The organism is Methylomonas sp. BW4-1 (assembly GCF_052474385.1).
Map to the genome: position 1 here is coordinate 123,829 of NZ_CP184125.1, position 21,404 is coordinate 145,232.

Consider the following 21,404-nt stretch of genomic DNA (forward strand, 5'->3'; position numbering starts at 1 on the left):
TCCGCGATGAACAAAGGCTATCTCAGCATCGTTTTGCATGCCCATTTGCCCTATGTGCATCATCCCGAACACGCCAGTTTTTTTGAAGAAAACTGGCTGTTCGAAGCGATTACCGAATGCTATCTGCCCCTGTTGGCGATGCTGGAGCGCCTGCATATCGATCAAGTGCCGTACCGGCTGACCTTATCCCTGTCGCCGACGTTGATGACGATGCTGCGCGACCCGATGCTGCAAAACCGCTATCTGCATTATCTGCAAGGCCGGCTGGAACTGGCAGAACGGGAGTTGGAGCGCACCCGCAGGCTGCCGCAGTTCGAGCCGCTGGCTCAGATGTATATGCAGTGGTTTCAGGATGCCTTGCATCGCTACCAACACCGCTATCAATGCGATTTGCTGACGGCGTTTCAATGGCATCACAGCGCGGGCTGCCTGGAGTTGATTACCACGGCCGCCACTCACGGTTTTTTGCCTTTGTTGAATGTCAGTCCGGTGTCGGTGCGCAATCAGATCGGGGTGGGTATCGCCAGCTTCAAGCGCCAATTCGACTTTGCGCCTAGCGGGTTTTGGTTGCCGGAATGCGGTTATTATCCGGGGCTGGAGCAGGTGCTGAAAGCCGAAGGCATCACTTATTTTTTCGTCGATAGCCATGCGGTCATGGACGCCGATCGGCCACCGCTTCATGGCGTGTATGCGCCGCTGGATTGCGGCAATGGCGTGGCGGCGTTTGGCCGCGATCCGGCTTCTTCGCGGCAGGTGTGGAGCGCCGAGGAAGGTTATCCGGGCGACGGCGATTACCGCGAGTATTATCGCGACATCGGCTTTGATTTGCCCCTGGAATATATCGCGCCTTATATTTTGGACGGCGAAACCCGGATCAATACCGGCATCAAGTACTACAGTATTACCGGCGCCAAGCAAACCAAGCAGGTGTACCGACCGGAGCGGGCCAAGCTGAAGGCGCGCCAACATGCCGAGGATTTTATCCTGCGCCGTCAGCAGCAAATTGACGCGCTGACTGCGGAAATGCCGCAAGCGCCGCTTATTGTCGCGCCTTATGATGCTGAACTATTCGGCCACTGGTGGTTCGAAGGGCCTTTATGGCTAGAGCAAGTATTACGCTTGGCGGCGAGCAGCGAAAACGGTATCCAGACCGTCAGTTGCGGCGATTATTTGCAATTGCCGTTGCAGCATGTGCAGGCTACGCCGGCCGCTTCCAGTTGGGGCGAACACGGTTATTCCAGTTACTGGCTGAACGAAAGCAACGACTGGATTTATCCCTTGTTGCACAAGGCCGCCGCCGAAATGGAAAAGCTGGCCAATGATTTACGCGGTTTTACTGTGAGTGATTTACAGCAACGGGCGTTAAATCAGGCTGCCCGGTCATTGTTGCTGGCGCAGTCTTCGGATTGGCCGTTTATTATGAAGGCCGGCACCACTATCGATTATGCGCGCAAACGCATCACCGACCATTTGGCCCGTTTTAATTACCTGCACGATGCGATTCGCAAAAACCGTATCGATGAACGCTATCTGACCGCGCTGGAAATCATGGACGATATTTTTCCCGACATCGATTTTCGCGATTATGCCGCCTAGACAAAGGCCCGTTTTGGGCACTGCTTAACCCAACCTCCAGGGGGAGCTATGGATAACATCCAATTGTTGTATGTAGCCAATAACGTCACCGGCAAAGCTGCCGCCTGTCAGCAATCCTTGCAGTTTTTGATGCGGGTGGCCGACCTGGATTATCACAAGCAAGTTGACGTGCTCTGGGCCGGCGAAGATGGCGTCTGGCATGTTTTGCCGGCCTTATTCAACCGTAAGGCGGAAGACGGGCAGGAGTATTGGCAGGCCGACATCGTATTTCCGCCGCAGCCGCATGCCGACATACCCGGCGACATTCGTTTTGCATTGCGTCTGCAAGCGGCCGGCAGCGAATATTGGGACAACAACGAAGGTGGCGATTATTTCAGCGGCGCGGGTAGTGGTGCTAGATTGACCAACGCCGCGGCCATGCTGCAATTAAGCCACGCCGAACAACTTCAGGACAGGCAACATTCCGTGCCGGTCAAACTGGCGGTGGACGCTGCGCTGGAAATAGACCATGTCACGATCCATTGGACTATCGACGATTGGCAACACAGTCATACCACCAGCTGCCGCCGCCAGGCGCAAAGAAAGTCTGCCCATAAAGCCATCTACGCCGGCTTGCATCTTGCGCAAGTGTGGAACGGGCGGATCAGGGTAGGGGACGCTTTTCGTTTGCAATACAGCATCTGCTGTGAAAACAAGCAGCAACGGCTGTGGGATAACAATGCCGGGCAAAATTACGCGCTAAGCCGCACGCCGCTGCGGCTGTTGATTTTGAATCTGCATTGTTACCAAGAGGAAGACCAAGACCGGAAATTTTGGCAAATTGCTAACGCTATCGACGAGTTGGGCGCGGATTTGGTTTGCCTGCAGGAAGTGGCCGAGTATTGGAATGACGGGCGCGGCGATTGGCCGTCCAATTCTGCGAATATCATCAACCAGCGCTTGCCGCAACCGTTTCATCTGTACACGGATTGGTCGCACCTGGGGTTCGACAAATTCCGCGAGGGTGTGGCCATTCTTAGCCGCTATCCCTTTATAGAGCAAGAAGCCCGCTACGTATCGGATAGTCACGATGCTTACAGCATTCATTCCCGTAAAGTGGTGTCGGCGCGGATCAAGGTGCCTTATATCGGCACCCTGGATGTGTTTTCCGCGCATTTAAGTTGGTGGGAAGACGGCTTTCAGCAACAATTTCAACGGCTATCCGCTTGGGCGAACGACAAGCGCAGCGCCGAGGTGGATGCCACTTTGCTATGCGGTGACTTCAATATCGCCGCCGGTTCGACCGGCTATCAACTGGTGGTCGACGGCCATCAATACGAAGATCAATATCTCGCCGCCAACGCCCCGGCGTTGTTCGAACAAATTTTTCGGGTGAACGATGCGCATTGGCGGGATTATCTGGCCGACGATTATCGAATCGATTACATTTTCATGGACAGGAATAGCGGCTTGCGGGCCAGCTCGGCGCGAACCGTGTTCACCGAGCAGGATTACGGCCCGGTATCGGATCATTGCGGCTATCTGTTAACCTTTGAGCCGTTATAAACTGAATTGCAAAGGGGAAACCTCTAAAAATCGCCTTTCCCTCAGGGAGAGGGTTAGGGTGAGGGATGTAAACAATGGATTTTAATCCCCTCATCCCAAGCTTCTCCCTGAGGGAGAAGGAGGTTTTTAATATTTTGAGGTCTCCGTAGGCGATTTTACAATTAAGATAAAGCTTGTTTAATTAGGCAGCACCATATGCAAGTAGCAGAACATTACGCCAAACCGGTATTTGGCAAATTGGGCGGTTGTTTTCAACGCGGTAACGATTTTCGGGAAACCTTCGACGTCCGCTGGGGCAAGATAGACTTTCATCTGTCGCACGGCATAGCCGCTAACTTGAAGGTGGTGCTGAAGGTGTATCGGGAGTCGATTTGCGAGACCTATATCGTCGACACCGATGCTTATGACGTGGAATGGGACAAGCATAAACGCTCGACGCGGGATTTTTACGTGATGCCGCACTCCGGGCAATTTGGCAAGATCAGCTGCATCAAGTTCTCGTTTATCGTGCATTTGGGTGAGCATTCCATCGCCTCGCGCCACGATTATATTTTCATGGACGGCGACCAGTTAAGGGATAACCACCCGCAGCAGCGCCATATTAACGAACATTGGGCCACGCCCAACCATTTCCGCAGTTACGAGTTGGATCCGGGCCAACTGCAAAGCGATGTGGATTGGTACAACCATCATTTCGATTCCTTGCAACTGACACCTAAATTCACCAAGGGTCAGCAATTTCATCCTTACCACCCCAAGCGTTTTATTCACGATCATATCGATAAAGTCATCGCCGCCAAACACAGCCAGCCCGACCGCTTATGCACCATTAAAGTCAGCGTGGATTGCATCGACGACGGCGATTTTATCAACCACTTGATTCACGCCAGCCAGCAGGGCGTCTGGGTGCAATGCATTGTCGATTGGCGGAAAATGACGCTGACCAATAGCCAGAATTATGCGCGCCTGAAACGCTCCGGCATCGAACTCGTGGGCGTGTTTTGCACCCCCAAACACCACTTGATCGAAGTGGAGCCGGACATGCACACCAAGTTCGTGATCTTCAACGACGAGGATTGCATCATCGGCTCGTTCAACATCACTTTTGATCGCTGGTGGGCAAACTGGGAATCCGGGATGAGCTTTCATTCCAAGGGCGTGTGCCGCTTGCTGGATAACATCTTCCAGAGTCAACGCGGCGGCGTGATTCAAAAATATGGCGTCGATCCGCTCAGTCCATTCAACTTGTTGTATACCTTTGGCCGCCACACCATGGCTAATGGCAGAGTGTATCGCCCGCATCACGCCATATTGGCGGAAATTCATAGAGCGCGCCGTTCCTTGAAACTGTGCTTGTTTTTAATCGGCGACTTGCTGGGCGATCATCACGATAGCGTCGTCAACGCCTTGATCCAGGCCCGCGACCGTGGTGTCGATGTGCAATTGCTATTTAACGGCCACTTGGCCCGCCAAGGCAAAATCGGCGTCGAGCGCAGTATGGCTGACGAACTCGCGAGGCCGCTGTTGCCGGCCGTGCAACGCCTACGCGACGCGGGGATTCGGGTGGGATTGGTCTATGGTCAAGACGACTTGCCGGTGCCTTACTCGCCCATTCACAGCAAATATTGCGTGATCGACGATTACATCGTCATCGACGGTAGCTTCAACTGGTACAACACCTCGGTGTTCTCCCACGACTTGATCGTCGTCGCCGCTAACCGCGACGTGGCCCAGCCGTATTTATACGAGTTTGGGCAGATTCAACGTTTGTTTAGGGTGTTTTATTGATCGGACGCTTGACAGGTATTGATTTGGTTCCATAATGGAATCCGCTTAATTTTTCAGGTGAGCTTTATGGCAACCTTGACCCTAAAAAACATCCCCGATGATTTATACGAACAGCTAAAAGCCGCAGCGAAGCTACACCACCGTAGCATTAACAGCGAAGTCATTTACTGCGTGGAAAGGATCATCGATCCGCACCGAATCAGTATCGATCAGCATCTAGCTCAGGCTCGGCAACTGCGCGAGAAAACCGCGCATTACCTGTTAACCGACCAGGACATCGATCAAGCCAAATCCGCCGGCCGGCCATGATTGTTGTCGACACCAACACGATTGCTTATCTTTACCTCAATAGCGAAAAATCCGCACAAGCCGAAGAACTGTTAAGACAGGAGCCGCAGTGGCTTGCACCCAATCTCTGGAAAAGCGAATTTCGCAATGTCTTGGCTTTGTATCTACGCAAAAACCTGTTGACCTTGGACGATGCCTTACGGATCGTGCGCCAGGCTGAAACCTTGCTGCAGCAAAACGAATACGAAATCCCATCCGTCCAGGTCTTGCAATTGGTGGCCGGCAGCGATTGCTCGGCTTACGACTGCGAATTCGTCGCGCTGGCCAAACTGTTGAACGTCCCATTGATTACCGCCGACCGAAAAGTGCTGCAAGCCTTTCCGGCAATTGCCCGGACGATTGACGATTTTCTGGGGTGAAGCAAGTTTCGGCAAAATCGCCTGTCGGCTGGGTTGGCGCGATGGGGTTTTTCTCAAATTGCAGGTGGTCTAACCAGACCTAAGGCTACGGACATCAACCACAATCGAATATCGCTATGGCTAAAAAATCAAAATCTGCCTACGTTTGCACCGAATGCGGCGCCGATTTTCCCGGCTGGTCCGGGCAGTGCAATCAATGCGGCGCTTGGAATAGCATCAAGGAAGTGAAGCTGGGCAGCGGCAAAACCGCGCGTGATAATTCCGGCTATGCCGGTAGCCGCAGCGAAGTACGGTTGTTGTCCGAAGTCAATCTGGCGCAAGCTGAACGGATTTCCAGCGGTCTGGCTGAGTTCGACCGGGTGTTGGGTGGCGGCATCGTTACTGGCAGCGTGGTGTTGATCGGCGGCGCGCCGGGTGCAGGCAAGAGTACCATTCTACTGCAGGCCATCGCCCATATTGCCCAGCAATTGCCTGTGTTGTACGTGTCCGGCGAGGAATCGCTGCAACAGATTGCTGAGCGCGCGCACCGTTTGCAATTGAATACCACCGGCATCAAGATGCTAGCGGAAACCTCGGTACAGCAGATTTGCCAAGTCTTGGACGAGGAACAGCCCAAGGTAGTCATCATCGATTCGATCCAGGTGATGTACACCGCCGACTCCGACTCCGCGCCGGGCTCAGTGTCGCAGGTGCGCGAATCCGCGAGCTATCTGACGCAATACGCTAAGCGCACCGGCGTGTCGTTTTTCATGGTTGGTCATGTCACCAAAGATCAATCGCTGGCCGGGCCTATGACCTTGAGCCACATCGTCGATGCGCAAGTGGTGTTGTCGTCCACCGACGATTCGCGGTTTAGAGTATTGCGGGCCGACAAAAACCGCTTCGGCAGCGTCGGCGAGTTGGGTTTTTTTGCGATGGAAAGCAGCGGCTTGAAGGAAGTGAAAAACCCGTCGGCGATGTTTTTATCCCGCGCCGAAAAGCCCTCGCCGGGCAGCGTGGTGACGGTGCTGTGGGAAGGTACCCGGCCCTTGCTGGTGGAGATTCAGGCCCTGGTCACCGAAAGTCAGTACGGCAATCCGCGTCGGCTGGCGGTGGGTTTGGATCAAAACCGGCTAGCCATGTTGCTGGCAGTGTTGTCGCGCCACGGCGGGGTTTTTACCGGCAACGACGAGATTTACGCCAACGTAGTCGGCGGCATCAAGGTGTCAGAAACCAGTACCGACCTGGCGATCTTGGTCGGTGTGGTCTCCAGTCTGCGGGACCGGATTATTCCTTACGACACGGTGTTCTTCGGCGAGGTGGGTTTAAACGGTGAAATTCGCCCGGTCGCCAACGGTCACGCTCGGCTCAACGAGGCGGCCAAGCACGGTTTCAAAAAGGCGATTATTCCTAAGAGCAACAAACCCAAGGACCCGGTGAAGAACTTGCAAATCCATGCAGTTAGTAACATTCAAGAAGCGCTGGCCGTGCTGGCGGATTTATAATTGCTGCCCATAATCAATGCCAAACTTCGTCAGGGAACGATATGAAAAATACAGCAACCGTCAACGCTAAATTTGGCCGTAACGATCCGTGCCCATGTGGCAGTGGTAAAAAATACAAAGCCTGTTGTTTAAAGCAAGCCGAATCGGCGGCGAGGCCGCTTAAACCCAGTGTGGACGCCGCCTTAAAGCAAGCCTGGCAAGCCGTGGCCCGGCGCGATATGGCGGGTACGTTGCATGGGTTTCGGCAAGTGTTAGCGATCCAACCCAATCATGCGCAAGCACTGGCCGGATTGGGACAGGCTTTGTGTTGGCAGCAGCAGCGCAGGGAAGGCTTGGCCTATCTACAGCAGGCCGCCCAGCAATTGGAAATTGACGCTCAGCAAACCCGCAATATCCGTTTTATGCTGGAACTGGCCGAGCAATTACATCACTGGGGTGACTTGGATACGGCGCTGAAACTGACCGAGTTGGCGGTCAAACTGGAACCTGAGAACCCTGCCGCGCTGAATAATCGCGCCCTGTATTTGACGCGGGTGAATCGATTCGAAGACGCTTTGCCTTTTGCCAGCAAGGTTTGCGAATTACGTCCGGATGATCCGGCCTGCAATAATATGCTGGCGGTGCTGGAAGCGCATTTAAACCGTTTGCCGGCAGCCAAGCAGCGCTTTCAGGCTGTGATAGCCGCCAATCGCAATATGCAGCAGACCGCACGCGCCTGGCAGGAGTTGGTTGGCGTGCTGGATAAATTGGAAGAATACGATGCATCGTTTGCGGCTTGCCAGCAAGCTAAGGCTTTGTATAAGCAATTACCTGAACTCAGCTCGCTTGACGCCGGACAGGTATTTCGTGCGATTCAACGTAACAAGCAAGGCTTTGATCAGGCGTTACTGCATCGATGGGCTCTCAGCGACTTTGCCGATAACTTGCCGGTGCCGACGTTTCTGCTGGGCTTTTTGCGTTCCGGTACCACGCTGACCGAGCAAGTGTTGGCGGCGCACCCCGAGGTGTTTACCTCCGATGAAAATGATTTGATTCATGGTTTGATTCAAGAACTGCAAAGGTTGAGCGGTGTGCGAGAAGACATCCCGGCCGCCCTCCGCCAGCTTGGTCTGGATGATGTCCGAAAGTTGCGCGCTTACTATTGGCGGCGGGTTAGCGAAGAATATGGCGCGGGTGCCTTGAATAAATGTTTTATCGATAAAGTAGCGCTGAACAGTATCGATATTGGCCTGATCAGCAGCCTATTTCCGGAGGCCAGGATTATCTTTGCGCTACGCGATCCGCGCGATGTGTGTTTGAGTTGCTTCCAGCAGGCGTTTAAGCCGTCTAGCGTGACAGTCAATCTACTGAGCTGGGAAGGTGTGGCCAAGCAATATGCGGCCGTAATGGATCTGTGGTTTTACATTAAACCGATGATGCAGCCGCGTTATATGGAATTGCGTTACGAGGACACGGTCAACGATTTCGAAAACAGTTTTCGCCGGGTGTTTACCTTATTGGATTTGGAATGGGTGGCCGAAGTTAGCGCGTTTCATGAGAAGGCTAAGGGCCGTTACATTGCCACGCCGAGTTTTGCCACTGTCGCTCAGCCGATTTATTCGCGCTCGGTGGCGCGTTGGCAGCACTATGAAAAGTTTTACGAACCCGTATTACCGATTTTAGCGTCGTATATCGATGCGTTCGGTTACGAATGAAGCGAATGGGCAGGGTTGTTCAAGCTTTTTGATCAAGTAGACTACGATCAAACGGATGTAAAAATGGAGCTTCCGTGCCCCCGTTCATCCTTGACCGAAACCGATCCAATTTCTTGCTGATTAACCCGGCCCTTGATCACACTGGTAATTAAGGGCGCCGGGTTAAAAATCAGCTTTAAGTGACATAGATACGTCTCAGACGTTTTCTGTGGTTTTGCGTTTGCCGAAACCGACTAAGCCGGCCATCGCGCTACCGAACAGCCAAACTGCACCCGGCACGGGTACCGGTGATGCGGCGGCGGAGATGGTAGCGGTATAGGCCAGATTGGCGCCGCCTACCGTGCCGTCGTAACCACCCAAAATCAGTGTGTAAGTACCGGCAGTCAGGAAACGGGTCAGCGTCGCGCTGGCGGTGGTGCCTTGAGTGGCTGCGAAGGCCCAGGCGTTTGCGTCAACCAAAGCCAGCGTTGTGCCAAGTGGGCTGGCAGCCATGGGATTCAGAGCACCGTTGTTCAGGTATTCTTGATGACGACTGCTGCTACCCGCGGTATCCCAGCCGCTCCACAAACCAAAAGCCGGGCGCAGATTGGAGCCGTCCGACGATACGGTGATGGTCACTTCCGCATCGGCATGCAGTTCAAACAAACCGTAATCGGCGGTATGCCCCCAGTTTGTCGCGCCGTCTTTATAAGCTTTGGCGCCCATGCCTATGCCGTGGCCGCTGGCGGTTTGCGAGTTGGCAACGCCGCCGTCATTGTGGATCATCGCTACCCAGGTGGCGGGCAAATTGCCAATATAGCCTGGATCGCCGGCCGACCATGGGCCTGCGGCAGAACCGTCCGGTAAGGGATCTCCGGAAGCTAAATTGTAGGTTACGTGAGCGCTAGCCATGCCGCTGATCGACATTAACGCGCCCATGGCGCCGGCTAATGCTAGTTTCTTAAAGGTTAAGTTTGCAGTCATTTTGGATCTCTATCGAATTAAATATATGAGTTAAAGCCTGTTGTTAAACAGCGCTTGGTGAGGGGATTGCCGTTGTTTGGCGGCAACCCCGCTGGGTAATTAAGCCGCTAGTGCTTGTTTGCGGCGGCCGAAACCGATCAAGCCGGCCATCGCGCTGCCGAACAGCCAGACTGCGCCTGGAACAGGCACTGCCGAAGTGGTAACCAGTACGTCGTAGGTTACGCCATCGAGCGCGCCGCCACCGTGCGCGCCGACCACCAAGGTATAAAAGCCATTGGTGTGCAGCCCGGGTGTGCCTGTGGCATTCCACTCGGCTTGGTCGAACACAAACGAGTAGAACAAGGTGTCGGAAGTGCTGCTCATGCTGGCTGTCCAGATAGCTTCGCCCAAGCTTGAGCCTTGCAGGCCCGTTTCGCCGATTGTGGCAGCCGCGTTACGGTCAGATGTGGAACTGCTGTCCACATTGCGATACAGGGCCACGTCCAATAAGCCGTTAAATTGGCTGTAATCGGCGTCGTTTTTCACGGTAATGGTGGTTTTGATATTGCCCGCGCTGGCGCAGTTAGCGCTTGCCGTGTTTGCGCCGCAGCTAATATGAATCAAGCCGTAGTCCAGTCCCAGGCCGGTTGATGCCGAATTGCCTGCTACCGCTAAGTAAGGATGGTCGCCATTAGCTGGCAGATCGGCCATGATGGTGCCCCAGGTGGCGGCGTTGGTGCCGCCGTTTTTGTCCGAGTAAGCTTTCCACAAGCTACCGATAGTGTTGGTGCCGAAGCTAGGGTTTGAGCTAATAAGGTTTGCTGTCAGTGCGCCATCGTTGTCTGTAGCGCTGGAGCCGGTATGTAATTCGCGTTTGGTGAAACCTGTAGCTGTTGTATGCTGACCTGAATACCACATATAGGGCAGATTGCCTGCTACTTCTGTGGCTGTCTCAGCCGCGGTACCTGTGCCCGGAATTAAGGTGTTCGCGTTTAAGTCGCCGACTGTATAAACGTTGGTACCGTTAGCGACTCTATTGGTGCCGTTGGAGTTTGCAGATACACCGTCTGTGCCGTTGATGCTGTTGGCGATGCCGAAGCCGATAGCGGAGTTACCGGAGGCTACTGTGCCCGCGCCGGTCAGGTTGTAGTAAGAGTGCGCGAACGCTTGGCTGGAAACAGCCGACAGGCCAGTTGTCAAAATAGCTGCTATAGCCGTTTTATGAAAGATCATGATCGTCCTCTTTGTTATTGGAATTAAAGGTAACAGCGAAACTGACAAAACTTGACCAACAGCAGCGAGCCAAACTTTGCCCTCGCCCATGGCGCGCATGGGGGCAATCCGGCCTTCTTTAAATCGTTTTTTAAGAACCGTGATTTTCCGGCCCCGCCTCACGACGGGTGTGGCAAAGCTTGCTTTCAGAGATTTGCTCATTCCGCCAGCGGCAGACATGGCAGGGATAGAGACCTACTAACCGCTTTTCGGAAAGCAAACCACGAAGCAAGTACACTAGTTACAGCGAATAGCGGGCCAACTTAATAAAATATATAAATATCATTGTATTGCTGCTTATTTTGCCTGGGATGGCATGAGTGAGCTGCGGGCGAAATTCAGCGAAATAGCGCATGCGCTTATTTTAAATAACACAGTTCAATTGCTGAAAGATAATCCCCGCTTGGTAGTGAAGTTTGATTTGAGGGATTTGATCAGGAATTTCTTTATTTTCTAGTCGTTTATTGTTAGGTTGTTGCGCCGCTCATTGGGTTGGCACGAGATTTTTCAGTGGAGAGATGTATGCAAAAAACCGATAAAACCCCGCTGTGGGTGTTCCTGGCCCTGTCCAGTATAGAAACCCGTAAAGGTGCGTTACTGTTGATCTGGAGTAGTATTGTTTTTACTCTTTACTGTGTGCCTTGGCCGCTCTATTTCGATGGCAATGGCTGGGTTGCCAAATTATTTTTGATCGACGATTGGGAATGGTTTGCGATGATGCTGCCTATGACGTTTTGGTACTGGCTGAGCATGAGATGGGTGGATAAAAACGGCGGCTGGCGTTTGGCTGGTGCGTGATATGCCGCACTATTTTTTGGGACATGATTCGTCAGGCCGCGGCGCTTGCTCCGAAAGGATTAGTTAGTAGATTATCTTTCGATCTTGTAAGCGGCTAGCTTAATTCCGTATTTGCTCTTGCGCTTAGCGGTTGGAGTGAAGCTTGCTATCAAAAATCGATTGAATACTTAGGTGGCCGCCATCCAGGTTTGGTCGGCTTTCCACCTTCTCAAGCAAGCGGCGGTCGTATATCGCTGCGATGCTTTCTTCAATTTAGTGTTGTTTCTATGCTTTCACACATTCTGCCCAAAGCCGAAATATCCATTCGCGAAAACCTGCGTTGGTTATACATTCTTAGAAATTTGATGCTGTTTGCCGTTACGGTGGCGGTGTTTATTGCGGTGAACGGTCTGGGTATTAATTTGCCGCAAAACCAGCTTTGGCTGGCGATTTTTGCGATTTCCATACTTAATCTTTACACCTGGCTACGGCTGAGGACGCCGGAAGAAGTTACCGAGCACGAGATTTTTTCGCAAATATGCATGGATGTGCTCGCACTGGCCTACTTACTTTATTTGACCGGTGGCGCATCAAACCCCATCATCTGGGTGTTTCTGCTGCCTTTGATTGTAACTGCCATCATGCTGCCGCAGGCTTATGCCTGGAATATGGTGATCATTACCTCCTGCGTGTATACGGTGCTGATTGCCTACAACGTACCCTTGCCGGTTGTCGAGCCGCACATGGCCCATCCGGCGATGACGGAGATGACGCCGGAAATGAGCCTGCAAATGCATTTGATGAACGACAGGCGTTATTTCAATCTGCATGTATTCGGTATGTGGTTTGGTTTTGTGTTTAGCGCCGGCTTGGTGGCTTTTTTCGTAGTCGAACTGTCCAAAACCTTGAAAGAACGTGAGCGAAATTTAGCGGATGCCCGCGAGAGTGCGCTACGCGACGAACGAGTTGTATCCCTGGGCACCTTGGCGGCTAGTGCCGCGCACGATATGGGCACACCGTTGGGGACGATTGCCATTTTGACGCATGAAATGGCGGAAGAGTTGTCGGAGCATCGTTACCCGGATATGCACCAGAAACTGGTGATTGTTCAGCAGCAGATTGATCGCTGCAAACAAGCCTTGTCGGTGATGTCGGCCTCCGCCGGCGAGATGCGGGCGGAATCCGGCAAGGTGATGCTGGTGAGCGAGTATATCGATGAAGTATTGGGCCAGTGGCGCACGCATAAAGCCGCTACCCGGCTGAAACTATTTATTTCGCCGAATGTGGATATGGATGCGCGCGTGATTGCGGAACGTACCGTGACTCACTCTATCATCAATATTCTAAATAACGCAGCTGAGGCATCGCCGGTCGATGCGGGCATCGAGTTTCATGTGGAATGGGATGAAGAAACACTAAACTTGAAAATCAGGGATTTCGGTCCAGGTTTGCCCGCTGAATTTATCGAGTTTGCCGGGCATCAACCGGTCAAGAGCAATAAGCAAGGCATGGGGGTTGGCTTGTTTTTGACTTATACCACTATCAAGCGGCTCGGCGGTAAAATACAGTTCAGTAATTTAGAGTCGGGCGGCGCCTGCGTCGAAATCAGTTTGCCGCTATTAGCTAAGGAGAGTATGCATGAACCAATTACCTATGGATAAGCCCAATTTATTGCTGGTCGATGATGACGTCACCTTTTGTTCGGTGCTGAAGCCGGCGTTGGAAAAGCGCAATTTTCAAGTGACTGTCGCCAATGATGTCGATACGGCAATGAAACTGGCGGAACAAACCGAGCCCGAATATGCGGTAATCGACTTACGAATCGGTTTTGACTCCGGTCTGGAAATGGTCAAAAAATTGATTTCCTTGGATGACAATACCCAAATCGTCATGTTGACCGGCTTTGCCAGTATAGCCACAGCTGTAGAGGCTATAAAATTAGGTGCTATCCATTATCTGACCAAGCCGGCGAATGCCGATGAGATTGTTAGTGCCTTATACAAAAACGAAGGCGATGCGTCGGTAGCTATCAGTGACAATCCGCTATCGGTAAAGCGCTTGGAGTGGGAACACTTGCAAAAGGTGCTGATGCAACACGACGGTAACATCTCTGCCGCCGCCAGAGCATTGAATATGCACAGAAGAACCTTGCAAAGAAAGCTGGAAAAACGGCCGGTAAAAGAGTAGGTGACCAGCACCATTTAGGAAAGGAAGATATTATTTGTATTAGCTCAGACCTGATCTGACAGTTACCGTTTTTGCGGGGTGTCTGTCAGATTAGATTTGGTTCAGATTTTTTTGAGCCCAAATCTGTTTTCCATCCAGCAAGGTATCCATCGGCGTTCTGCCGTTGCACATTTTGCCCTGATGAGTTCGGTCATTGTTGTAATAAACCAGCCATTCGTCCAGATCTTTTTGGAGTTGATCCAGGTCGCTATAGAGCTTTTTGCGGAACGTGACCTGATAGAACTCCTGCAAGATGGTCTTATGGAAGCGTTCGCAAATCCCATTGGTTTGCGGTGACATGGCCTTGGTTTTGGTATGGTCGATGTCGTTGATCGCCAGGTATAGCTGATAATCATGCTGTTCGACCTTGCCACAATATTCTGTGCCGCGATCCGTCAGAATGCGTAGAACGGGTAATGCGTTGGCTTCATAGAACGGCAATACTTTGTCATTCAGGATGTCCGCGGCAGTAATCGGCGTTTTGGTGGTGTACAGTTTGCAGTGAGCGACTTTGCTGTAGGTGTCCACGTAAGTCTGCTGGTAAATCCGCCCAACCCCTTTGAGGTTGCCAACGTAAAAGGTATCCTGCGAACCCAGGTAACCGGGATGGGCTGTTTCGATTTCGCCGCAGGCTTGATCATCCTGCTGCTTTTTCTCCAACGCCGCAATCTGCGCATCGCTCAGCATTAACCCTTCGGCGGCTACCTTGGCTTCCAGTGCTTTAAGCCTCTTTTTAAAGTTCTCCAGGTCATGCCGTAACCAGATGGAGCGAACGCCGCTGCCGGATACGAATACCCCTTGTTTACGCAGTTCATTACTGGTTCGATGCTGTCCATGCGCTGGCCACTCAACCGCATAGGCTTTCACTGCCAGCTCAATGCTTTCATCGACGCGATTCTTCAGATTCGGAGACCGGCGGTTTTTGTCGATTAAGGCATCAATGCCACCTTCGGCTACCAGCTCTTGATAACGATAAAACGTATCGCGCGAGACACCCATCACCTTGCAGGCTCTGGAGACGTTATTCAGTTCTTGGGCTAAATTTAACAGCCCCGCTTTGTGTTTAATGATCGGATTGTTTGTATGGATCATGAGAGTTACCTTTTGTGTTTTGTGTAAGGATTCGACACCCCTATCAAAACCGGTAACTCTCATCTTTTCAAGTCGATGTGTCAGATCAAGTCGTGACTAATACATATTATTTTTGTATTTATTACAATTAATCGTTGCAAAACTAATATTTCTGAGTATAATGGGCGGCTCATTCAGGGGGTCGTTAGCTCAGCCGGTAGAGCACCGCACTTTTAATGCGATGGTCGTGCGTTCGAATCGCACACGACCCACCATCAAACGTTTTATAAATCAACCAGTTAGCTTTAGCAGGCAGCTGGTTTTTTTATGTCTGCAATCTGCCAAATTACCCAGTGGGTAAATCATGATGCCAAACGCAACATGGTCACCCCTTCCACAGTAGTCAGCTTCTCTACTGCACTTACCAACTCACCCACTTCCGCCGGCGAATAGTGAACAGTAATATCGCCATCAATGTGATGCATCAGTGCTTTACGCGTTTCCAATGGCACGCCGGCCAGACGCAAACGTCTTGCAAATGTATGCCTTAGGTTGTGCGGACCAGACAACACATCATCACCAACCGGGAGACCTGACCGGATCCATGCTTTTTTCCAAGCCGAATTGTGCATTCGACACACCGGCTTGTTTCTAAATCCAAATACATGGGTATCCAATTTTCCTCGTCTGCCCTCAATGACATTCTTGGCGATGCTATTGAGCACAAGCATGCAGGTGGTTTCATTTTTAGTGAATTCGCCCGGCACCAGGAAAATTGATGACTGGATTTCCGGTATCCGAACTTCCCACTCCCAGCGCAATTCAGTCACGATATGCTCTCTGGCGCCGGTATGAATTGCAAATAAAGCCATTTCCAACAGATGCTCAGGCAATTCTCCAAAAAATCGCTGCTGCTCGTCCATCGAAAGCGGATAGGGCTTTGCCGCATCTTTCCAATCAGGCATTCGGAATAAAGGCGCCGTTGGTAGCCAAGGCTGATTCTCCAAATCACGCCATACCCGAGACGCCAGTGTCAAAATGCGTCTGACAACTGCAAGTTCTCGTGAAATGGTATTGCTTTTAATACCTTGGTTTTTGCGATGTTCAATGTAGGGTTGTATCGACCCTTGATGGACCTGATCGACGCGCAAATGACCAATCCAAGGATCAAGATTCACCAAACATTGTGCATCTCGATCAATACTCGATTTTGTTTCCTCCGATAAATATTTAGTTGCGGCTTCACGGAATAGTTTTCGCTCGGGCGTTGATGCAATAACCTTCGCCTGGGCTATTGCCCGGTGATATTCCGCTTCTGCTTCTGATTGCGAGCTCGCTGTAAAGCGGTGGCGAACTCTTCCGATCCCGTCGATACGTTTGTCGACAGAACCTTTCCCTGTTTTCTTGTCCCAGTACAACCCTGGGAGCTTGTTTCTGGCCATGACGGTTGCTCCTTAACCCTCACGTTGCGGGTTTTATATTCATCTAAAGCTCTATCTAGGTCAAGTCTATCGAAGCCCACACCTTGGCCACCTAATTGAATCTCCGGTACGTAAGGGCGGATTTCTCGATCAAACATCGTTCGCCCCATGCCCGCGTAATAATGAGCTTCATGCGGTCTTAAAATTCTTGGTGGATAACCTGCCGACATCGTTTTAACTTCCGGAAACTGTACTGAGTTAATGATTTATGAGTCTGTCGTTCAAACTGATTGATACAGAACTCGAGGCGTTTTTAAAGCCTCGAGATTCTGACTTAAAACCCTACGACTATCTATTTTAGGCAAGAGACTGGGTATCAATATTTATACGGATTTTGGATTAATCAATGCCATCACCGCATGACCTTTATTTGCGTTTTGCAAATACCACAGCGCTCTTTAATACAAAGTCGTGCATTTAATAAGTTCCAACACGCACAATGCGAGCATTTAACTAATTCGATGGCATTATTTTTTAGATCATCAATAATGACGCAAGCTTCAGGAAAATCGAGATGGGCATTCGGGTGAATTTTTTTAAACGCATCGAAAGCATCAATGACAATTTCCACATCCTTCCGCCGCATAAGCGTTTCGGCATTTCTGTAACAGACGGCAAAAATGGTCGCTTCCTTGTAATTTCTATTGGTCCTGGTCAGCGCGAGGGTTGATTGCTTTTCATTGCCAGTACGTGCCGAAAGTCCGTGATATTCACGAAAGGCTTTGCGTAGCCATTTGATCGACAAACCCGTTGTTTTTTGGATCATGGTAATTCTGGCTTTTCGTTTGATTAGCTCAATCGCCAGACTTTGTTGATAAAAAATCTCTAACATGATGCCCATCCTTAGAACTCAGATGTCAATGCCAGGAGCACATCGACCAGGTCATATCGTTTCTGGGCATAGCCCTCAATAAATTCTGGCGTGAATCGGGGTGCGAAGCACAGGCAACCAGCACTGGCAATCGAATGGATATCATCCAGGGATAACTTGGCCACCGCATTTCTAAGATCGTCGTTGGCTATTCCCAGGATTAATTGGGCTTGCAACGCGTTTTCTCTGACTAACTCACGTACTTTGATTAGCCAAGCAAGATTCAGCTCATACAGTTCAGGATCGATGTTTCCATTTCGAGGGAGACTGAGTCTATCTATATAGGCCTGCGTATTCAGATCATTTTGCATGAAGGCTTCAAGATCTGGCGTGATATTGCTCAGTCTTAATTTGTTTTTTAGAAAATCGGCGCCAAACTCGGTTAACAGTGGCAATATAGCTTCTTGAAAAAAGCCATTTGCAACCGATTCGACGCCTTCAAAATCCAGCGTCAATAGTTCGTTTTTCAAAAAACATTCTCGGGCGGTAGACATTAACTGTTTACCATGGCAAGCCTGAGGCATTTTCAATTTTGTAATGTGCTTCACTACGACATACATACCATTCTCCTTGTTGGTGGGTAAGTCGTCCCTAAGCAACTGAGTATCAAGCGAAAGAGTTGTTGAATCATGCCGTTCCTCGGCTTCGCTTGTTTTTTTGCGACCAAACTTCACACATCGGACAGCGATGAAAATAGTTCGCTACCGTATTAAGTACAACATAACGGGATTGGCAGTTCTTACAGATCTGCAAACTGGTTTCACGGCTGTTAAATTGTTGAATGAGATGCCAGGCTCGGTTAATTTCCAAAAGGTTACCAACGGTTCCATGATCAGCCAGAAAATGACTCCGCGACTGATTGATCACCTTGCTATACAGGTTGTATGAAGCAATTAAAACTTCGGCCTTGGTTATTTGTTCAAAGCCGAGTTCGCTGAGATCGAACGCAATGCCTAAGAAAATCGAGGCATGCAGCGTATTTGTTGATGATCTTATTACCCAATCGGCATCATAAGGCAGCATCCCTGACCTGGTATTGCCCTGATGATTTTCTTTATAAAGCCGTAAAGCCACTTTCCTACCGATTGGGCAAAGATGCTGAACAATCGGTGGGCGCAGCCCTAACTGAATAAGTTGAGTGGCCAGTTGCATCTCGCGCAGAAAATCTGAAGTGGTCGTTTTACTGGATATCCGATACATAGACGATCACCGCTCCGCGTAACCCGTATGAATCAGTAATGCCCCATGCAGACTAGGCGCCATATGTATCGGCGTTTGCAAAGGCAGCAGGCTAACAACGGCTCTACTGGTACAGGCCAAGTTTTTGATTTTTTCAACAGTGAGCGTTTCCATCATGCTGATTTGATTTTGGGTCAAACCAAATCGCCAAGCAGCTTCTAGGGGATTACTCCGAATAGCATCTCGGGCCAAAATTAAATATTCGAAATTTAATTGCGCTAGGTCCTCATCGAACGTCGACATAAAGCGTTCTCCTCTTAAATTGAGTCGTTGGCGTTATGCTAGGAGTTATGATTGTAAAAAGCTTGTTCGCAAAGTGACCGATTTAGGCCGCATATCTCCCCATCCCTTGGTGGACGGCGGATGCGGACAATCGAATAAATCCAAAATAATTGGTTTTTTATTTTTTGGCTCAAATTTCGTGTTTAGCAGTGACTAACCACTATTGAATTAAGCAAATTCTGGCTAATGAGCGAAATGTACGTTTGAAAGCTGTATGCCCCCATTCAATTAATTTTCCATCACAGGTTTTAAGCCACTGACTTTAGGCGGTTATGAGTCGCCGCCGCCCCCGCTAAAACTAACCTCCCCAGGCATCAGAACAATAATTAGCTTCTGATTCTGGGGAGACGTTGGATTTGTATCATTTAACAAAGTGGCAGTAACGTTCATTGTTACCAATAGTCAAGTTGGTTGCTTAACTTCGCTGATGCTTGAATTTTTATTTTGCACCAATGATTTGGTTCGGTGTCAATACCTTCAAAGCAAGCCATGCTCCGCAAAGGAATACACGTTTTCGCCGACGATGAAGTGATCAAGAACTCGAACGTCAATCAAGGCCAAGGCCTCTTTGAGTTTCCCCGTAATCACGCGGTCGGCCTGACTAGGGTCGCTGATTCCGGACGGATGGTTATGCGCCATTATTAGTGCCGCCGCATTATATTGCAGTGCAGTTTTGACGACTTCGCGTGGATACACGCTTGCGCCATCAATCGTACCCCGGAATAATTCATCGCAGGCGATGACGCGATGTTGATTGTCCAAAAATAGACAAACAAAGACTTCGTGCTCATAAGGCGCCAATTTCAATTTGATACAGTCCTTCGCCTTGTCCGGACTCGTCAAAGATTCGCCTCGACTGAAATAGCGATTGTAGATCTGAATAGCCTCGAAGATGACATCCTGTTCATCGGCCATACGGTAACGATTATTGGTTCCTCGAATGTATAACATTGGTTTCTCCAAAGAATCCCCTAACGACCGATTTAACCCTAGCGGGATAGAATCATCCCGCAGGGGTAAAATAGAAATCTCGGCATAACCGAGTGTCAAAAATGAAAACGGCGCGTCAGATCAACGCGAACCGCATACCTTGAATAAAGTCCTGGTAGTGCCGGGCTTCGGTTTTTGCTTTGAACCGGGCATGCACGCTGCCGTCGATCCAGATTTCCCAGGGCAAGCGTTTAAGCTCACCTCTGACCAGTTCCACAGTGCCAACCCGAAAGTCGTCGTGTTGGTAAAGCACCTGGCGGGGACTGTCGACACGGACTATGCAGTGATCCAGTAATGCCGGACCGCCGACATCGCCGGGTTCGATCAACAGCGGCGCTTTGATCGTGCCGGTCGAACGACCAATCCAGCCGATGACATCGTGTTCATCGAGCCAGGATTGACCGGTAACTGGGTCGCCGTAATACAGCCGGATTTTGCGTCGGCTATGGCGAAGCTGTTCCAACAATTCGACCACCGGTTCTGGGGTGTCGGCGTGGTAACAGGTGCCGGATGGCAAACGCTGATACTGGATGCAATGACTCGTGCTGAAGGTATGTTCAAAGAGTTGTTTCATGATGTTGTCCTCAATTAAAACGGAAACATCACGCATCCCCAGCGGGAATAGGACATTCCCGTGTGGGTGGATAATAATGAGCGCCGAATCGAATGACTTGGCTAACTCAGGCTTTTACAAATTGCGCACATAAATACCGCGCGCGTTTTTCAGGATTGGATGTCCAGAGCAGGTTTTCCCAAAGCTTGTAATGCCACAGGAATCAGCTGATCCAAATCGTCCCAATCGATACTGCCGCCGCTGGCTTCGCCTTGTAGATAGGCTTCAACCAATCCCCGACAAACCCGCATGGCCGCTTGCTCTTTCTTCAATTGCTGTACCGAATAATCCGGTTCCGGCAACTGTGCAACGGCAACGCATTCCCAGACTAGGCTTTCACCCTCCACTTCATGATAGTCATCGGACAATAACGGCATGGCAGCGGTGTCATCCCAAATCGTGCCATCATTGAATGCCTGCTCGGCAATCTGTTGTGCCGATTTGGGACTGTCTGCGGTGATACCGACCGACACGCGGTGCACAAAGTCGATCTCGTAGGACACTACGAAGAATCGATTCACACCCGCCACCGTGACATTGGCTGAAGCGGGTCTTTCGACTGGTGTTCCGGTTTCCGCCGACTCACCCTCGATCAATGCGCTTTCATAAGGCTCGATTTCCTTGTTGCAATCCGAGCAGCGATCGTTACAGGCGCAATCCCATTCATCCTCCCATTCGGTCTGGCAGTAAGGGCAGCGGTACTGATTCAGATAGCGAACCGCGCTGATTTCGGCAGGGGTTGCACCAACGCTGGGTTGGTTGATTGTTTTCATGGTCATGTCCTCCAAAAAACGCAGGAACGACCACCCGGCAGGATGAGGTTCCT

The 21,404-nt window shown here is 50.8% G+C and carries 21 protein-coding genes, 1 tRNA gene and 1 riboswitch; of the genes, 11 read left to right on the top strand and 11 right to left on the bottom strand.

Annotated elements, in window-relative coordinates; genetic code table 11:
* Positions 1 to 6 precede the first annotated feature (6 nt).
* The 7 genes from ACH5Y9_RS00565 (at position 7) to ACH5Y9_RS00595 (ending at position 8,814) form a co-directional block, all read left to right on the top strand.
* On the top strand, positions 7 to 1,596 hold the full coding sequence (locus ACH5Y9_RS00565; protein ID WP_445368095.1) for a glycoside hydrolase family 57 protein: 1,590 nt from the start codon (positions 7 to 9) through the stop codon (positions 1,594 to 1,596).
* 48 nt (positions 1,597 to 1,644) lie between these two features.
* Positions 1,645 to 3,141, top strand: a complete 1,497-nt coding sequence (locus ACH5Y9_RS00570; RefSeq protein WP_445368096.1) for an endonuclease/exonuclease/phosphatase family protein — start codon at positions 1,645 to 1,647, stop codon at positions 3,139 to 3,141.
* Between the two features lie 195 nt (positions 3,142 to 3,336).
* Positions 3,337 to 4,929, top strand: coding sequence for a phospholipase D-like domain-containing protein (locus ACH5Y9_RS00575; RefSeq protein WP_445368097.1), 1,593 nt, complete (start codon positions 3,337 to 3,339; stop codon positions 4,927 to 4,929).
* 66 nt (positions 4,930 to 4,995) lie between these two features.
* Complete coding sequence (locus tag ACH5Y9_RS00580) at positions 4,996 to 5,238, top strand: FitA-like ribbon-helix-helix domain-containing protein (protein WP_445368098.1); 243 nt, start codon at positions 4,996 to 4,998, stop codon at positions 5,236 to 5,238.
* Complete coding sequence (locus tag ACH5Y9_RS00585; RefSeq protein ID WP_445368099.1) at positions 5,235 to 5,636, top strand: type II toxin-antitoxin system VapC family toxin; 402 nt, start codon at positions 5,235 to 5,237, stop codon at positions 5,634 to 5,636. Before ACH5Y9_RS00580 ends, ACH5Y9_RS00585 begins: the two co-directional genes overlap by 4 nt.
* 116 nt (positions 5,637 to 5,752) lie before the next feature.
* On the top strand, positions 5,753 to 7,120 hold the full coding sequence (gene radA, locus ACH5Y9_RS00590; RefSeq protein WP_445368100.1) for a DNA repair protein RadA: 1,368 nt from the start codon (positions 5,753 to 5,755) through the stop codon (positions 7,118 to 7,120).
* 41 nt (positions 7,121 to 7,161) lie between these two features.
* Positions 7,162 to 8,814, top strand: coding sequence for a sulfotransferase (locus ACH5Y9_RS00595; protein ID WP_445368101.1), 1,653 nt, complete (start codon positions 7,162 to 7,164; stop codon positions 8,812 to 8,814).
* A gap of 195 nt (positions 8,815 to 9,009) precedes the next feature.
* Here the strand turns inward: ACH5Y9_RS00595 and ACH5Y9_RS00600 are convergent, their stop codons facing one another.
* Both ACH5Y9_RS00600 and ACH5Y9_RS00605 read right to left on the bottom strand, forming a co-directional pair.
* Positions 9,010 to 9,777 (bottom strand): hypothetical protein, encoded by a 768-nt coding sequence (locus ACH5Y9_RS00600; protein ID WP_033158423.1) that lies wholly within the window; start codon positions 9,775 to 9,777, stop codon positions 9,010 to 9,012.
* A 99-nt stretch (positions 9,778 to 9,876) separates the two neighbouring features.
* On the bottom strand, positions 9,877 to 10,989 hold the full coding sequence (locus ACH5Y9_RS00605; protein WP_445368102.1) for a hypothetical protein: 1,113 nt from the start codon (positions 10,987 to 10,989) through the stop codon (positions 9,877 to 9,879).
* Between the two features lie 99 nt (positions 10,990 to 11,088).
* Positions 11,089 to 11,173: riboswitch (cyclic di-GMP riboswitch) on the bottom strand.
* A 377-nt stretch (positions 11,174 to 11,550) separates the two neighbouring features.
* Between ACH5Y9_RS00605 and ACH5Y9_RS00610 the strand changes: the two genes are divergently transcribed.
* From ACH5Y9_RS00610 to ACH5Y9_RS00620, 3 genes are all read left to right on the top strand, one after another.
* Positions 11,551 to 11,826 (top strand): hypothetical protein, encoded by a 276-nt coding sequence (locus tag ACH5Y9_RS00610; protein WP_020483075.1) that lies wholly within the window; start codon positions 11,551 to 11,553, stop codon positions 11,824 to 11,826.
* Positions 11,827 to 12,092: 266 nt separating this feature from the next.
* On the top strand, positions 12,093 to 13,466 hold the full coding sequence (locus tag ACH5Y9_RS00615) for an ATP-binding protein (protein WP_445368103.1): 1,374 nt from the start codon (positions 12,093 to 12,095) through the stop codon (positions 13,464 to 13,466).
* Positions 13,444 to 13,992: a response regulator transcription factor gene (locus ACH5Y9_RS00620; RefSeq protein ID WP_026603562.1), complete on the top strand. Its 549-nt coding sequence runs from the start codon at positions 13,444 to 13,446 to the stop codon at positions 13,990 to 13,992. The genes ACH5Y9_RS00615 and ACH5Y9_RS00620 overlap by 23 nt, the downstream gene beginning before the upstream one ends.
* A gap of 90 nt (positions 13,993 to 14,082) precedes the next feature.
* Here the strand turns inward: ACH5Y9_RS00620 and ACH5Y9_RS00625 are convergent, their stop codons facing one another.
* The gene (locus ACH5Y9_RS00625) at positions 14,083 to 15,123 is read right to left on the bottom strand and encodes an IS481 family transposase (RefSeq protein ID WP_445366359.1); all 1,041 of its coding nucleotides are present in this window, start codon (positions 15,121 to 15,123) and stop codon (positions 14,083 to 14,085) included.
* A gap of 178 nt (positions 15,124 to 15,301) precedes the next feature.
* Between ACH5Y9_RS00625 and ACH5Y9_RS00630 the strand changes: the two genes are divergently transcribed.
* Positions 15,302 to 15,377, top strand: a tRNA-Lys gene (locus ACH5Y9_RS00630).
* 87 nt (positions 15,378 to 15,464) lie between these two features.
* Here the strand turns inward: ACH5Y9_RS00630 and ACH5Y9_RS00635 are convergent.
* The 8 genes from ACH5Y9_RS00635 to ACH5Y9_RS00670 all read right to left on the bottom strand — a co-directional run bounded on the left by ACH5Y9_RS00635 (position 15,465) and on the right by ACH5Y9_RS00670 (position 21,351).
* Positions 15,465 to 16,544 carry a tyrosine-type recombinase/integrase gene (locus ACH5Y9_RS00635; RefSeq protein WP_445368104.1) on the bottom strand — a complete coding sequence of 360 codons (1,080 nt, stop codon included), beginning with the start codon at positions 16,542 to 16,544 and terminating at the stop codon, positions 15,465 to 15,467.
* A gap of 391 nt (positions 16,545 to 16,935) precedes the next feature.
* Positions 16,936 to 17,415, bottom strand: a complete 480-nt coding sequence (locus tag ACH5Y9_RS00640) for a FlhC family transcriptional regulator (protein ID WP_445368105.1) — start codon at positions 17,413 to 17,415, stop codon at positions 16,936 to 16,938.
* Between the two features lie 11 nt (positions 17,416 to 17,426).
* Positions 17,427 to 18,014 (bottom strand): STAS-like domain-containing protein, encoded by a 588-nt coding sequence (locus tag ACH5Y9_RS00645; RefSeq protein WP_445368106.1) that lies wholly within the window; start codon positions 18,012 to 18,014, stop codon positions 17,427 to 17,429.
* A 67-nt stretch (positions 18,015 to 18,081) separates the two neighbouring features.
* Complete coding sequence (locus ACH5Y9_RS00650) at positions 18,082 to 18,654, bottom strand: FlhC family transcriptional regulator (protein WP_445368107.1); 573 nt, start codon at positions 18,652 to 18,654, stop codon at positions 18,082 to 18,084.
* Positions 18,655 to 18,660: 6 nt separating this feature from the next.
* Positions 18,661 to 18,936, bottom strand: a complete 276-nt coding sequence (locus ACH5Y9_RS00655) for a flagellar transcriptional regulator FlhD (protein WP_445368108.1) — start codon at positions 18,934 to 18,936, stop codon at positions 18,661 to 18,663.
* A 516-nt stretch (positions 18,937 to 19,452) separates the two neighbouring features.
* Positions 19,453 to 19,926 (bottom strand): RadC family protein, encoded by a 474-nt coding sequence (radC, locus tag ACH5Y9_RS00660; RefSeq protein ID WP_445368109.1) that lies wholly within the window; start codon positions 19,924 to 19,926, stop codon positions 19,453 to 19,455.
* A 115-nt stretch (positions 19,927 to 20,041) separates the two neighbouring features.
* Positions 20,042 to 20,539: a hypothetical protein gene (locus ACH5Y9_RS00665; protein WP_445368110.1), complete on the bottom strand. Its 498-nt coding sequence runs from the start codon at positions 20,537 to 20,539 to the stop codon at positions 20,042 to 20,044.
* Between the two features lie 149 nt (positions 20,540 to 20,688).
* Positions 20,689 to 21,351 (bottom strand): hypothetical protein, encoded by a 663-nt coding sequence (locus ACH5Y9_RS00670; protein ID WP_278211015.1) that lies wholly within the window; start codon positions 21,349 to 21,351, stop codon positions 20,689 to 20,691.
* Between the last annotated feature and the right edge of the window lie 53 nt (positions 21,352 to 21,404).